This window comes from Blautia obeum ATCC 29174 (assembly GCF_025147765.1).
In the GTDB taxonomy this organism is placed as follows: Bacteria; Bacillota; Clostridia; order Lachnospirales; family Lachnospiraceae; genus Blautia_A; species Blautia_A obeum.
Map to the genome: position 1 here is coordinate 3,065,969 of NZ_CP102265.1, position 12,900 is coordinate 3,078,868.

The window sequence follows — 12,900 nt, forward strand, 5'->3', positions numbered from 1 at the left end:
TTACTAATAACCACTCTTGAAGCATCCGCATTATGCTGAGATAACCAAGTCGCAGCACAATATGAACATGGGCAACCACATCCACAAACGCACCCAAAAGACTCAATCGTGTTCCTGTTTTTCTTCATATTTTTGTTGAGTTTCTTCATACGGTTCTCCTCCTTTCTGTTAAAATAATATCAATATTTCCGCTTCATTGGTGCCAAGAGAAACAGATATATGATATTTCATATTATAATTTCCGGATATAGAATAAACTAATTCAAAATGCTACTTTTCGTATGTGATTTAATTTATCGCATATTGTTTGCAAATTAAACTCATCCACTTTTATATCATCCAGCAATTTTATAATCGGCAAATTATATGTATTCTCTAATTCCATTATCACATATATCCAGCACTCTTCTACTACAGGCAAATCCAATAGATTCTGTTCTGAATTTTCTACTTTTATCATTGTGTATTTCAATATCACATTTTTAATTAGCTCTTCCATCCTATCTCCTCACTTATATTACAAAAATATTATTTGCAAGTTCTTCCAAAATTTTCAAAATTTCTTTTTCAATTTTAGTATCATCAAATATATCAAGGACTTGATATTCAGAATTTTCAGGTATCGCTGGTTTTTCATTCATATCCTCCATGGTATAATACCGTATCTTTTTCCATTCATGATCCGCCTTATAAAATTGTCGTGAAAGAATATATTCTTTCACTGGTGTATTATATTTTCTTAGAACAAAATCGCTTATATTTTTTAATACAGTATAATTCAAATCAGTATACCTATACAAAGCCAAAAAGCCTATATCTACATCCAATGCGTTTGAAATAATCAGAGGTAACTCGCCAAAATAATTTGTTTCATATTTTTCAAATTCCGAAACACCACCAGGGCAACCCACAAGAATCACATCGTACTCCTGTTGTTTTACTTTTGTATGTATCCAATGATTTAAAGCAATAATCTTTTCTGGATAAGACATGAATTTTGAATATAGAAAGCCAGGAAGATTTTCCATTCCTAAAAATCCACCGAGAACGTTAGAGCAAAGTGCCAGTACACGATACCCCTGTTTTTCAATCACCTTTTTAATCTTCACTTGCAATTGGAATTTATCGCAATTTTCGCCCAATCCCATGACTGATATTACCGGAATATCTATTTCTTTTTTATTTGGCGAAACAACTTCATCTGACAATTCACTTTCCTGTAATATACATACTTTATCTCTGTCAATTTGAATCTTATCTAGCAGTGCTAAACCAGCATAAATCTTTTTCCCTGAGTCTAATGCCATTTGCACTCTTTTTTGGTATCCGTCATAACTATATCCCATTGTATTTTCTGAAAAAACAATAGCATCAGCTCGAGTAAGACATTCTTCAAATTCTGTACTACAATATATCGAACTCTTCTTTTGTAATAGTTCAAGCCTACTCCTATCTTCTATATAGCTGGATACCGCAACCACCTGATATAATTTGTTTTCTTTCAATCCCTTGATAAGTATTTCTGTGTCATTATTTAATGGAAACACAACTAATTTTTCCATATGCACTCCTTTATTTTAATACTTGCAAATTTTCATTTCCTTTATATCCAAACTCAACAAGTATACACAATTTATATAGCAATAAAAGTGTACTTTCTTTTGAGTTTTCACATTGCTGTAGCAACATATTTTCTGTTAATATCTGATTATCTTTTGGAATTTGCGCCAAACAATATGCACACATTCTCAAATTCCAATATCCTAAACATTTTTCTTTAATCATCTTACCATGGTTAAGTAGGAAACTCATTTTATCAAAATCAAATCCCGAATCCAAACTTCCGATGCACATTTCTGAATCTTCTTCCGAAACTCTTTCACATGGAAAAAATTCACCTTTTGTATCCACAAATAGTCTTCTAACTGCAGGAATGCATGGACCACCATGATGTGTTTTTTTGCCTTCAGCAACATGACTATGTAGCTGTTCATATAATAACTCAATATCTTGCAGTTCTCTTCGCAACAATCGACTTTGTGCATCCCATTTTCGCTTCTCTAATACAGATAAAATCATCTTTATATATGCTAGTCGATGTACTCTGAAATTTTTTTGTGTTATGCGCGACAATGTCTCATCTTTTAAACCAACTGGATTTACATAATTGAAATTCACTGTCCCTGCTTCAAACAGCTCTTCTTCCGAATAAAATCGATATATATTTTCAAGATCTGATGAAGAACTAATAACACAATTAAACAAAACTTTTGAATAGTACTCTTCATTGTAAGCTTTCAGTCTACTCAAATTTTCTAAAATAATGTCAAATGAACCTTTTCCTGTTTTAAATCTTCGATTTATATCGTGACTTTTCTTATCACCATCAAGGCTAATCATAAGATTAAACTCATATTTTACCAAAAATTCTATGACATCTTCTGTCATTAAAGTCCCATTAGTCGTCATAGTAAAAAGAATTTTTTTATCCCCTTTACGTTGTAAAATATAGGAAACACATTTCTTAATCAATTCAAATTCCAGAAGAGGCTCACCCCCATAAAATGATAATGCAAGTTGATCCGCTTTTTCGCTTCTTTTCAAATAAAAGTCTATTGCTTTTTTGGCTGTCTCGAAATCCATCCTATTTGACGTATGGGAACGATTATAGTAGTTTCCAGAATATGCACAATATTTGCATCTCAAATTACACTGCTGAGTTACCTGCAAAATCAGATTGCCCATATAATGTTCTGCCAACAAATGTAAGTTTTCTGTCTCAGGATGCTCAATTTCTTCTATCGCAGTCTCACGCAATAATCCGCTTTTCACAAACCGTCTTAACACTCCATCAGGAACCAATTTTGTCTTTTCCACAGTTTTTAATATCTGATATTCTTCATCATTCACCATAACTACAGAATCCAAAGAACGATCATAAAAATATTTCTGCATTGGTGTTTGAATGCATTTAATTAATACCTTTCCCATATTCTTTCCCCCGTATTTTTATTTTATCTGCGTCAGGACACCTGCATCCATCTCACAGATCGTATCGCAGAGCCATTCGATCTCCAGCATGTTATGTGCTGCGATAAGAATAGTCTTCCCTCGTTCCTTTAATCCCCGCAAAAGCTCGCAGACCTCTCCTGCCCCCTGCTTGTCCAGACCATTAAAAGGCTCGTCCAATATCAAAAGCTCCGGATCTTCCATGATTGCCTGTGCGATACCAAGACGTTCACGCATTCCAAGAGAATACTGTCCTACCTTCTTTTTAGACAGAGGATCAAGCCCTAGGGCACGCATCGTCGCCCTCACATCGTCATCGGAAATACGGTGTTTCAGAGACGCCAGTCTCTTTAAATTCGCAAAACCGCTGAGATCCAGAAAGAAGCCAGGGTTTTCAATGATAATGCCTACGGAATCTGGAAAGTCCAGCTCCTTCCCGATCTGTTTTCCCCCTACGAGCACTGTGCCGCTCTCAGGTTGTAAAAATCCACAGATGCATTTAAACATTACGGTTTTCCCTGAACCGTTAAACCCCATAATCCCATGAATCTTCCCTTTTTCAAAATCATGGGTAATGTTCTTTAATACTTTTTCTTTTTGAAAGGATTTTGTCAGTCCCTTCAACCTGATTGCATATTCCATTTTGCCCTCCATTTATTCGTTTGTCTGCGTAAAAGAGAAATTATAGCCCTTAATTCGGACGGCTGACAAGCCGATCAGCGCTATGATTAATATTGCAAATATGAACATGCTCATCCCGATCCCTGGCAGGTAATCATAACCAAAGCTGTGCATGGGAAAGGTAGCTTGGTTCAACGGAGACAGCCAGCCGCAGAACACGTTCGCCCTATATTCCTGACTTTCTGTAAAATGAAACAGTTTCCGGAAAACATCTGGGTTCAGCAGGAGCCCATACAGACTGACTGCAAAAGCACCGATCACCCCTGCCATATTTCCCGCAGCCAGATTTAAAAACAACATGAGAACTGCGATAAAAAGAGTATATAAAAGTACAAGTCCAAACACTATTGCTGCGCACATATAAGGAGTTGAGCTTTCCATTGTTTTTATGGAAACAGGAACGGTTATGCTCTCCCCACCGCCATAGCCCAACATTGCCGCTGTTTCGCTCCACACATTTCCCGTAAAGGAAAAGGGAGCTCCCATAATTCCAAGCATCACAGCCAAAAAAATATTATAGATCACAGTCGCCAGGATCACATAGATAATCTGACCCGCAAGCCATATCTTCCGTTTTGTGCGTACAAGCCAATACGGAGTTGCCTGACTGATAAATGGCATGTCCGCAAAGAGCAGGATTAAAAGCAGGGAGGACAGCATAACAGAGGATGCATCCCCATATGTCCAAATAAACGGCTCGAATACCTGAAGGATTGTCTCATATTTTATCGCATGGGAAATAATCTGATCCGACAGCATCAGACATAATATAGCTGCCAAAATAAAGGTCATCCAGATCCTCGGACTTTTTTTCCATCCATAGAAATTCTGGCCTGCAATCCAAAAAGCCTGTTTAATATCACGCATACCGCAACCTTCTTTCTATTGCGCACATAAAGATCAGTGCCGTTAAAAAACTTCCAACCGCTAATATAGCAATGCAGAAGATATCATTGTAGTAAATAGACGCCGCCCAATAGCGGGGACTCAGAAAGAATGCTTTTTGATAGTAACGCTCCTGAAATACGGTCAGGACATAATAAAGAATAAAAGGAACGGCATAGGACATATAGCGATTTTTTGTTATGACAGCCGACGTACCGCCAATTAGCGCCCAAAAAGCGCCATTTAAAAACAATCTCAGAAAGCTTACCGCCGTTCTGCCCACAAGCACTGCCATCTCATAATTTCCGTCAATCAGAGAAGGATACTGACCGAACCTCAGTATACAGATTACAAGAAGGAACACCATGGCTAAAAAAGCTGTCAAACCTCCGGAGACCAACAATCCTGCTGCTTTTCCTACGAGATACTGTTTTCTCCCTGAACGGATATAACTGAACAGAAAAAAACGACTGTGCAGCTCAGCCTCCGTATTCTCTCCACCCGCAAAAGCAACGGCAATGGGAACAAACAGAAGCATATTAACGCTGTTCATACAATAGGTGTATGCTACGAACCAGCCTGGTCCTTCTGCAGATCCGCCTGCATTTATGATCTTCTGCAACATCTCATGCTCAGACATCAGGGTAGCCGAAACGATTAGAAAAATCCCCAAAATAAAGCGAATGCTTCGAATATTGTTTTTTATGTCCGTTGCCAACACATTTCTCATACGCTTTTCTCCTCACTTCAAACAGCTATAGACTTGATTTTTTTATTTTTATAAAATCCTAGTTTTTTGCAATAATATCACTATTTGTATAAAACTACACTCCTTATCAAACAACAGTTAAGGACTTGCAAAAACTGTTGTTCCTACTGAAAGCATTGCAACAGCTGTAAAAATTGATAATATTTTAAATTTTCTATTATTCTAAGTTCTACAAATACATAAGCCGCCAGTTAAGTACGATTAGTTTTATTATAATTCAATAAATTCCATCCAACTTTCCACATTTTATTGTACAATTTTACAATTTATATAATAACATGTCAACATTTAATGAACGTTTATAACAAAAAAATGCAGGGCTATAAAAAACTAAAGAAATTGCTCTATTTTACAAAATTATATCCTATTTTTCAATTCCAACTCAATTTTCCCTCAATGTCTTTTTCCTCCAACTTTCGTATGCTTATCTCACAGCAAAGCAGTACCACACCGGTACAGCCTGCTGAATTAATCAATACGAAAATGGAGGTGTTTTTTATGCGAGAACTCAGAAACACAAAAATCATTGCTGTAGATCACGGCTACGGCAACATGAAAACAGCAAATACCGTCACACCAACCGGAATCAAAGCCTATGAAACAGAACCCATCTTCACCGGGAATATTCTGGAATATAACGGCATTTACTACCGGATTGGCGAAGGACACAAAGAATTTATCCCAGATAAAGCTATGGACGAAGAATATTATCTTCTAACTCTCATGGCGATTGCAAGGGAACTGAATGTCTTTTCCATCCGTGAAGCAGACGTTCATCTGGCTGCCGGGCTTCCTCTGACATGGATCAGAAACCAGAGAGAAGATTTCCGTTCCTATCTGCTCCAGAATCCAGAAGTCCATTACCGATTTAACAGCAAAGAGTATCATCTCCGTTTTGTGGGATGCAGCCTTTACCCGCAGGGATATCCGGCTATCGTAAACCGACTTGGAGATTTCAAGGGGACAAATCTTCTTGCAGATATCGGCAACGGAACCATGAACATTCTGTATATCAATAATAAGAAAGCACAGGAAAGCCGGTGCTGGACAGAAAAGTTTGGCGTAAACCAATGCATGATTGCCGCTAAAAACGCTGTTCTGGACAACTTCGGAGTAAAGATTGAAGAATCTACCGTAGAGCAGATTCTGCGGTTTGGAACCGCTGACATTTCAGCGTCTTATCTGGATTGTATTACTGCTGTTGCCAGACAGTATGTCACAGATATTTTTGCCACGCTCCGCAAATATGAATACAATCCTGGCCTGATGCGCCTGTATGTGGTCGGAGGCGGTGGATGCCTGATCCGTAACTTTGGAGCGTATGACAAATCACGAGTTACCATCCTTGATGATATCTGTGCCACTGCCAAAGGTTATGAATCTCTGGCTTATATGAGCCTGAAAAGGAGGGGATAAGCCATGCAGAACCATATCCGCAACACAAACCTGCGATTTAATCTGGACAAAGACCAGCAGCGGAGAGCCTGGGAATATTTACAGACGATGGACAGACAGAATTTTAAATCTTACAGCCAGGTAATCTCCCTTGCACTGGTCGATTATTTTGACCGCTACTACCGCACTCAGGCTGATCCCTATCTGGAAACAAGGGAACGGGAAGAACTTTTTGTGAAACAGATTGTAGAAGCAGTAGAACACAGCCTGAAACAGTCATTGCCGATTTTTCTGTCCGGGCTGACTGCAGGCATGTTGGAAAGGGAATCCCCCATCAGGATGCCCTTTCCAGCTCCTGAAAAAGAACAGCCGGATCGTGATATAGACTGGGATTTTCTTGGAGAATAAACCATTGTGATTGGAGGTGAACACATGACGGACTTTCTGACAGCAGACACAAGCCTGCCATCTTATATGATGTTTCCCCGTTTTCTTCTGGACATGGAAATAAACGAAACTGCCAAAATGCTTTATATGATCCTGCTCGACCGTGCAAGGCTTTCCCAGAAAAATGAGGGCTGGTCAGATACAAATGGTCATGTGTTCCTCTACTTTACGATTGAAGCACTGGCAGAAGTTCTCCACAAAAGCCAGATGACGGTGAAAACTGCTCTGGCAGTACTGGAAAAACAAGAGCTTATCTTCCGAAAACGGCAGGGACCCGGACACCCTAATCGGATCTATGTAAAAATCCCGAAAGAAACCCTCAGCAATACAGACAGAATTCTTTCCTCAAGACAGACAGAAAACTGTCCTATTGACAGACAGGATTCTTTCCCTGATACAGACAGAAAACTGTCCAGTAATAAGAAAGAGATAAAAAAGAACCATTTAACAATAAGAGGGAGTAAAGAGCCACGCTCACCCTATGGAACATTTCAAAATGTTTTTCTGTCAGAGACGGAGCTGGAAAATATCCGGCAGACAATCCCTGACTGGCAGGACTATATGGAACGCTTATCCGGTTATATGGCTTCTACCGGAAAGCAATACCAAAACCATGCAGCTACCATCATCCGTTGGGCAAGACAGGATCATCCTGTTTCCCGGCAACGAAATTATGAAAGTGAGGAATACGAAACATTATGACAACATTTACAGAAAAACCAACAGCTATCACACCAAACAGAGAGCTTCAGTCTGATGAATATTTTAACGAAACAAATCACCTGATCTACTGTTCCAAATGCAATACGCCAAGACAGTGCAGGCATGAATTACAGGGAAAGGTTCTTATTCCTTCCATCCGCTGTAAGTGCCAGCAGGAGATCTTTGAACAGGAGGAAGCCCAGAGAAAACTTCATGAAAAGCAAATGGAAATAGAGCATCTCAAAACCAGCGGCTTACAGGACAAATCACTTTATGACTACACCTTTGCCAAAGATAACGGCAGCAATCCGGAAATGAAACTTGCACACAATTATGTAAGTAACTGGGAAGAGATGAAAGCAAACGCTTCCGGACTTCTCATCTGGGGCGATGTCGGTACTGGAAAATCTTTCTTTGCAGGCTGCATTGCCAATGCCCTTCTGGAAAAAGGCGTCCCGGTACTGATGACCAACTTTTCCCGGATTCTGAATACCCTTACCGGAATGCATTTTGAAGACAGGAATCAGTTCATCCACAGCTTAAACCGCTACAGCCTTCTGATCATTGATGACCTCGGAATTGAACGGAACTCTGACTTTGCACTGGAACAGGTATTCAATGTGATTGACAGCCGTTACCGCAGTAAAAAGCCCCTGATCATAACAACCAATCTCACTTTATCAGAGCTGAATAACGCCGCTGATATCGCACACAAGCGAATTTATGACCGGATTCTGGAGAGATGTGTTCCCATCCGTATCAATAACCGGAATATCCGTCAGGACAATGCAACAGCTAATTTAAAAAAAACGAAAAAAATTCTGTTAGATAATCACACTTCAAACCAGAGTTGAAACAAAGCAGCATCGCACAATAACTATTTTTCACTGACAGTAGTACTACTTTCTTTTCTTATTTATCACCAGAGACATGCCACTGTCAGTTATCTAAAACTATAGTACTAAACCACAAGATTTTAAAACTAAATCGCCCGGATACGGGCATAAAAAGGAGGTGCCAGATATGGCAAATAAAAGAATTATGACACCAGAAGAAAAAGTGCTTTTACAGGCAAAACACAGACTGGAAGAAATCGAAGCAAGAAACCGTAAAAAGGAACGTAATGCCAGAACACGCAGATTGATTCAAGAAGGAGCGATTCTGGAAAGCATTGCTCCACATATTAAAGAAATGGATTTAGATACCCTAAAGCGGGAGCTGATGCTCCGGCTAAGAGGAATGTAAATACACAAGTTCTACTCCCGAAGGGCGCACTTACTCACCACCCGATAAATCGGGCGGTGGTATCCCCTACGGGGCTCGTGCGCTCTGCCGAGGGCTATCCGCTGTTGCAGGCAACATCGAAAGGAGGTGCCAGATATGGCAATTTATCATATGCAAGCCAAGGTCGTCAGCCGTGGTTCCGGGCGGTCTGCTGTCGCTGCATCTGCTTATATGAGCTGTAGCCGCATATACAATGATTACGATGGCATCCAGCATGACTACACCCGAAAACATGGACTGATCTATCAGGAAGTAATGCTTCCCCCTATGGCTCCGCCTAAATGGAAAAACCGGGAGCAACTCTGGAATGCTGTAGAAGCTGCTGAAAAAACAAAAGACAGCCGACTGGCAAGAGAATTTGTTGTCGCACTCCCTATTGAGTTGGATAAAGACAGCAATATTTCTCTTCTTCAGAATTTTATTCAAAAGAATTTTGTAGATATGGGAATGTGTGCCGATTTCGCCATTCACGATACAGATGGTCACAATCCCCATGCACACATTCTACTTACTGTCCGTCCATTAAACGAAAACGGAACATGGCAGTATAAAACCGAAAAAGAATATCTATGCATCAAAGATGGAGAGGAAAAGGGATTTACTGCTTCTGAATTTAAGGATGCTCAGAAAGAGGGCTGGGAAAAACAGTATCGTTATAAAGCTGGGAAAAAGAAAGTATATCTGACTCCCTCGGCAGCACAGGAGAAAGGTTATGAACGTATCGACAAACATCCAAAAAGCACCCGGTATGGCAGACAAAACCCGATTTCCGAACAATGGAACAGTGAGGAACAGCTCTGCCTCTGGAGAGCAAACTGGGCAGATGCCGTAAATAAAATGCTTGCCCTTAATCAGATAAATGCCGCCATTGATCACCGCAGTTTTCAGCTCAGGGAATCACTGAACAGCCAACCATCCACGAAGGCTACATTGCCCAGAATATGGAAAAGAAAGGCATGATAGCAGACCGGTGTGAAATCAACCGTCGGGTTCGTGCGGATAACAGAATACTACGGGAATTAAAAACACAGATAAAAAAATTGGTTCAAGCTGTCGAAAAATCTATTCCGGTAATTGCAGAAACATTAGAAGCAATCCGCAATCATATGATTTTTACACAATATCATTTACTTCATAATGAAATGCAAAAAGAAGTGATCCATGACTGGATGCAGCATTTTCGTCCTATCCTAAATAAATATGATACCATTAAGAAAAAGCTCAAAGCGAAAGTTACTGAAAAGAAAGAACTAAATGTGCAAAAAAGTAAAACCAGTATTCTAAATCCTTTCCAGCATATAAAGTTAAACCAGCAGCTTACAACCGTAACAGAAGAAATCGAGGAACTGAAATCTGCCAAAGAACAGCTGCTGTTTCAGGCTGAATGCTCCACAGAGAAAGATATGGCGAGCCTTTCCAGAAAATACGACCAGATGGATAAGAATCTGGATATTCTCGATTCTCAGGATATGGCTCTCAAAGAGCAGCTTGAAAAAGATGCTGTCGCTTTCCAAGAGGAAAAACTCCGGCCTAAACCAGAGCAATATACAGAATTACTGGATGCCAGAATCCAGATACGACCTACTTTCCGAGAGAAACTGATTGAGCAGCTCAAAGGTACTTTTGGTGAATATTATGACTATCACTATCGTGATATCGCAACCCATGAAGTGGATGATCTCAATATGGAAGATCCCTATAGCTTCTCTCATCGTACCTGGGAACTTGAATATCAGAGGAAACAGGAATTGCAAAAAAAACATCCTGTTCAATCCAGGCAAAAATCGCACAACACAGAACTATAATGTTTAAACTACTAATATAAAAAATATCCCGTTTTCTCAAAACAGTTATATTGCTTCATCCCAATAATTCACAAACTGCTAACCACCGAGCAAAAGTGAGGCACAAAGTGCGTAAGCATAATTTGATTTCTTTCCGCTTACGCACTCTCTTTTTATCTTGAGCAAAAAATTCCTACTTTGTAAAGCCAACAAATGGGGTTTGGGGGGCTCCCAAAGTGCGTTTGGATATCCAAACGCTATGCTTGCAAAACCAGTTCCACTAATTTCCCTCGATACTCCCTTCTTCTAAAATCAATGATAATTATAACATTGCCAATTTTGTAAAGTAATAATCAACTTAAAATATAGACGACAAACAATAAAACCATGATACTGTTACAAAAAGCAGTAGCATGGTTTCTTTATATTTCATTATAGATTTTCTCTATCTATCATATTTTCTATTGTTTCTGAGAAACAACACTCTTTCAAATCAATACTTTTGTCCATCTTCACAAGATTTGTATATTTCTCATCTGTATAGTGTTTTGATATTACAGCAAATACTTTATATGTAGGCTGTGCTGTTACATCTCTGATGTCCTTTTTCAGCAATGTGTTCGGTACATTTAATTTCGTATTTTTATCTTTTACGAAGCCAATACAACCACATATATTCCCGGCAGCTTTTTCTGTATATAATTTCGGTCCTCGATCTGTAAATTCTCCTATCATTGTTACGTTTTTCTTAATAAGCATCATACGTTCCAATATATCCAATTTTTGCCCCGTAGAGCCATCTTTTGCAAAAACAAAATCATTTTCTGTTAATCGCTTATCCAGGCATTTCTGGTAAAAATGAATTGCAGAAGCTGTCTCTTTTTTATTCAATCGAACTCCTGTCAAATGTAAAAAATTGTATCTATGGAAAACAACTTCATATCCCTGTACAGATGACAAAATCTTATTACTTTCCTGTAATTGCTTATTCACCTCTTTCGGTAAGCCATATAGGAACAAAACCTTCTGATCCTCAAGATGTTCTTTATATAGTTGTGCCGCTTTTGTCATAATCTGAATTGCACGTCTTTTGTCCATAACTTAATCCTTATCCCATAAAATTTAGAGAAGGGAATGTTCACGCCGCAGCACTAAACATTCCCTTCTCATGGTTGATTTTTCCGTTGTCTGCCAACCTCCAGCACCTTCGTCTGGAAAATATCAGGTTTTTCCGTTGCCTGCCAACCTCCGACACCTTCGTTCGGAAAACGTATCAGATTTTAGGTGTCAACCCACCGCTGATGCACAGCTTTTCTAATTACATTTTACACGAACTATGTGGAAAATGCAATTACAATTTTATCTTATGATGCCCTGCTACATTTTATACACTATTTATCTTACATTTCATTCTTGATAAATTATCTCTTTATCCACAATCTCCCTCGCACATACTTGTATATTGTTCATTCTTCCTATCCATTCCAAGACATTTTCCACCTTTAGCTGTTCTGTAATGCCTTGTGCCTGTTTCATCTGTTCTACAAGTCTTTCAAAGCGTTCCTGTGCCTGTTCTTCTATATCAGCCAAATAACCATTCAGCCTGCCGCTTGTAAGCATATTCAGATATAGCAATCTGCGGTATTCCTTCAAATACCGCAAATGTCTTTGTCCCCATACACCGACAACCCTTTGTTCTTCTTCCTTCGGTAAGGTAAGAGCAGGGATAAGATAATCCCCATGTCTGATATAAGTACCGCCCATCTCTTCAAAAATTGTTTTCTTCATTGTCTGTTCTACCTTTCTTATCGTTCTCTATTCATAGATTTTCTTTACGACCGTTCCAATTTTACAGTAACAATAATTCTTCAATTTTCAGTTCACATTGCCCCTCCCGAAGAAGTATGATAGAATAATTCTATTAAATTGAATCGGAGGTGCCAC

At 39.1% G+C, this 12,900-nt stretch carries 13 protein-coding genes and 1 pseudogene; 6 read left to right on the top strand and 8 right to left on the bottom strand.

Annotated elements, in window-relative coordinates; all coding sequences use genetic code 11:
* Positions 1–262: 262 nt before the first annotated feature.
* Genes NQ503_RS14760 through NQ503_RS14785 form a run of 6 tightly spaced genes read right to left on the bottom strand, consistent with a single transcriptional unit; the run spans position 263 to position 5,305 of the window.
* A complete protein-coding gene (locus NQ503_RS14760) occupies positions 263–499 on the bottom strand; it encodes a hypothetical protein (RefSeq protein WP_005428259.1) in 237 nt (78 codons plus the stop codon).
* A 13-nt stretch (positions 500–512) separates the two neighbouring features.
* Entirely contained in the window at positions 513–1,562 is a 1,050-nt protein-coding gene (locus NQ503_RS14765; RefSeq protein ID WP_005428260.1) for a TIGR04066 family peptide maturation system protein, read from the bottom strand.
* 10 nt (positions 1,563–1,572) lie between these two features.
* A complete protein-coding gene (ccpM, locus tag NQ503_RS14770; RefSeq protein WP_005428261.1) occupies positions 1,573–2,991 on the bottom strand; it encodes a Cys-rich peptide radical SAM maturase CcpM in 1,419 nt (472 codons plus the stop codon).
* 18 nt (positions 2,992–3,009) lie between these two features.
* Complete coding sequence (locus tag NQ503_RS14775; protein ID WP_009245407.1) at positions 3,010–3,651, bottom strand: ABC transporter ATP-binding protein; 642 nt, start codon at positions 3,649–3,651, stop codon at positions 3,010–3,012.
* Between the two features lie 12 nt (positions 3,652–3,663).
* Positions 3,664–4,557: a hypothetical protein gene (locus tag NQ503_RS14780; RefSeq protein ID WP_005428264.1), complete on the bottom strand. Its 894-nt coding sequence runs from the start codon at positions 4,555–4,557 to the stop codon at positions 3,664–3,666.
* Positions 4,550–5,305: a hypothetical protein gene (locus NQ503_RS14785; protein WP_005428267.1), complete on the bottom strand. Its 756-nt coding sequence runs from the start codon at positions 5,303–5,305 to the stop codon at positions 4,550–4,552. Before NQ503_RS14785 ends, NQ503_RS14780 begins: the two co-directional genes overlap by 8 nt.
* Positions 5,306–5,842: 537 nt before the next feature.
* Between NQ503_RS14785 and NQ503_RS14790 the strand changes: the two genes are divergently transcribed.
* From NQ503_RS14790 to mobQ, 6 genes and pseudogenes are all read left to right on the top strand, one after another.
* Positions 5,843–6,760 carry a ParM/StbA family protein gene (locus tag NQ503_RS14790; protein ID WP_009245410.1) on the top strand — a complete coding sequence of 306 codons (918 nt, stop codon included), beginning with the start codon at positions 5,843–5,845 and terminating at the stop codon, positions 6,758–6,760.
* 3 nt (positions 6,761–6,763) lie between these two features.
* On the top strand, positions 6,764–7,147 hold the full coding sequence (locus NQ503_RS14795) for a hypothetical protein (RefSeq protein ID WP_005428271.1): 384 nt from the start codon (positions 6,764–6,766) through the stop codon (positions 7,145–7,147).
* A 24-nt stretch (positions 7,148–7,171) separates the two neighbouring features.
* Entirely contained in the window at positions 7,172–7,888 is a 717-nt protein-coding gene (locus tag NQ503_RS14800; RefSeq protein WP_005428274.1) for a replication initiator protein A, read from the top strand.
* Positions 7,885–8,742 carry an ATP-binding protein gene (locus tag NQ503_RS14805; RefSeq protein ID WP_005428275.1) on the top strand — a complete coding sequence of 286 codons (858 nt, stop codon included), beginning with the start codon at positions 7,885–7,887 and terminating at the stop codon, positions 8,740–8,742. The genes NQ503_RS14800 and NQ503_RS14805 overlap by 4 nt, the downstream gene beginning before the upstream one ends.
* Before the next feature lie 169 nt (positions 8,743–8,911).
* The gene (locus NQ503_RS14810) at positions 8,912–9,133 is read left to right on the top strand and encodes a hypothetical protein (RefSeq protein ID WP_005428277.1); all 222 of its coding nucleotides are present in this window, start codon (positions 8,912–8,914) and stop codon (positions 9,131–9,133) included.
* Between the two features lie 135 nt (positions 9,134–9,268).
* Positions 9,269–10,977 (top strand): annotated as a pseudogene (gene mobQ / locus NQ503_RS17790) (MobQ family relaxase).
* A gap of 411 nt (positions 10,978–11,388) precedes the next feature.
* On the opposite strand, the gene NQ503_RS14825 reads toward mobQ, so the two are convergent.
* Both NQ503_RS14825 and NQ503_RS14830 read right to left on the bottom strand, forming a co-directional pair.
* Positions 11,389–12,054, bottom strand: coding sequence for a PBECR4 domain-containing protein (locus NQ503_RS14825; protein ID WP_005428282.1), 666 nt, complete (start codon positions 12,052–12,054; stop codon positions 11,389–11,391).
* Between the two features lie 309 nt (positions 12,055–12,363).
* The gene (locus tag NQ503_RS14830; protein WP_005428283.1) at positions 12,364–12,744 is read right to left on the bottom strand and encodes a TnpV protein; all 381 of its coding nucleotides are present in this window, start codon (positions 12,742–12,744) and stop codon (positions 12,364–12,366) included.
* Positions 12,745–12,900: the final 156 nt, after the last annotated feature.

Bases quoted from the DNA above. Each gene is read 5' to 3' on its own strand.
- NQ503_RS14760 (WP_005428259.1), bottom strand. From the start codon at position 499: ATGGAAGAGCTAATTAAAAATGTGATATTGAAATACACAATGATAAAA.
- NQ503_RS14765 (WP_005428260.1), bottom strand. From the start codon at position 1,562: ATGGAAAAATTAGTTGTGTTTCCATTAAATAATGACACAGAAATACTT.
- ccpM (WP_005428261.1), bottom strand. From the start codon at position 2,991: ATGGGAAAGGTATTAATTAAATGCATTCAAACACCAATGCAGAAATAT.
- NQ503_RS14775 (WP_009245407.1), bottom strand. From the start codon at position 3,651: ATGGAATATGCAATCAGGTTGAAGGGACTGACAAAATCCTTTCAAAAA.
- NQ503_RS14780 (WP_005428264.1), bottom strand. From the start codon at position 4,557: ATGCGTGATATTAAACAGGCTTTTTGGATTGCAGGCCAGAATTTCTAT.
- NQ503_RS14785 (WP_005428267.1), bottom strand. From the start codon at position 5,305: ATGAGAAATGTGTTGGCAACGGACATAAAAAACAATATTCGAAGCATT.
- NQ503_RS14790 (WP_009245410.1), top strand. From the start codon at position 5,843: ATGCGAGAACTCAGAAACACAAAAATCATTGCTGTAGATCACGGCTAC.
- NQ503_RS14795 (WP_005428271.1), top strand. From the start codon at position 6,764: ATGCAGAACCATATCCGCAACACAAACCTGCGATTTAATCTGGACAAA.
- NQ503_RS14800 (WP_005428274.1), top strand. From the start codon at position 7,172: ATGACGGACTTTCTGACAGCAGACACAAGCCTGCCATCTTATATGATG.
- NQ503_RS14805 (WP_005428275.1), top strand. From the start codon at position 7,885: ATGACAACATTTACAGAAAAACCAACAGCTATCACACCAAACAGAGAG.
- NQ503_RS14810 (WP_005428277.1), top strand. From the start codon at position 8,912: ATGGCAAATAAAAGAATTATGACACCAGAAGAAAAAGTGCTTTTACAG.
- NQ503_RS14825 (WP_005428282.1), bottom strand. From the start codon at position 12,054: ATGGACAAAAGACGTGCAATTCAGATTATGACAAAAGCGGCACAACTA.
- NQ503_RS14830 (WP_005428283.1), bottom strand. From the start codon at position 12,744: ATGAAGAAAACAATTTTTGAAGAGATGGGCGGTACTTATATCAGACAT.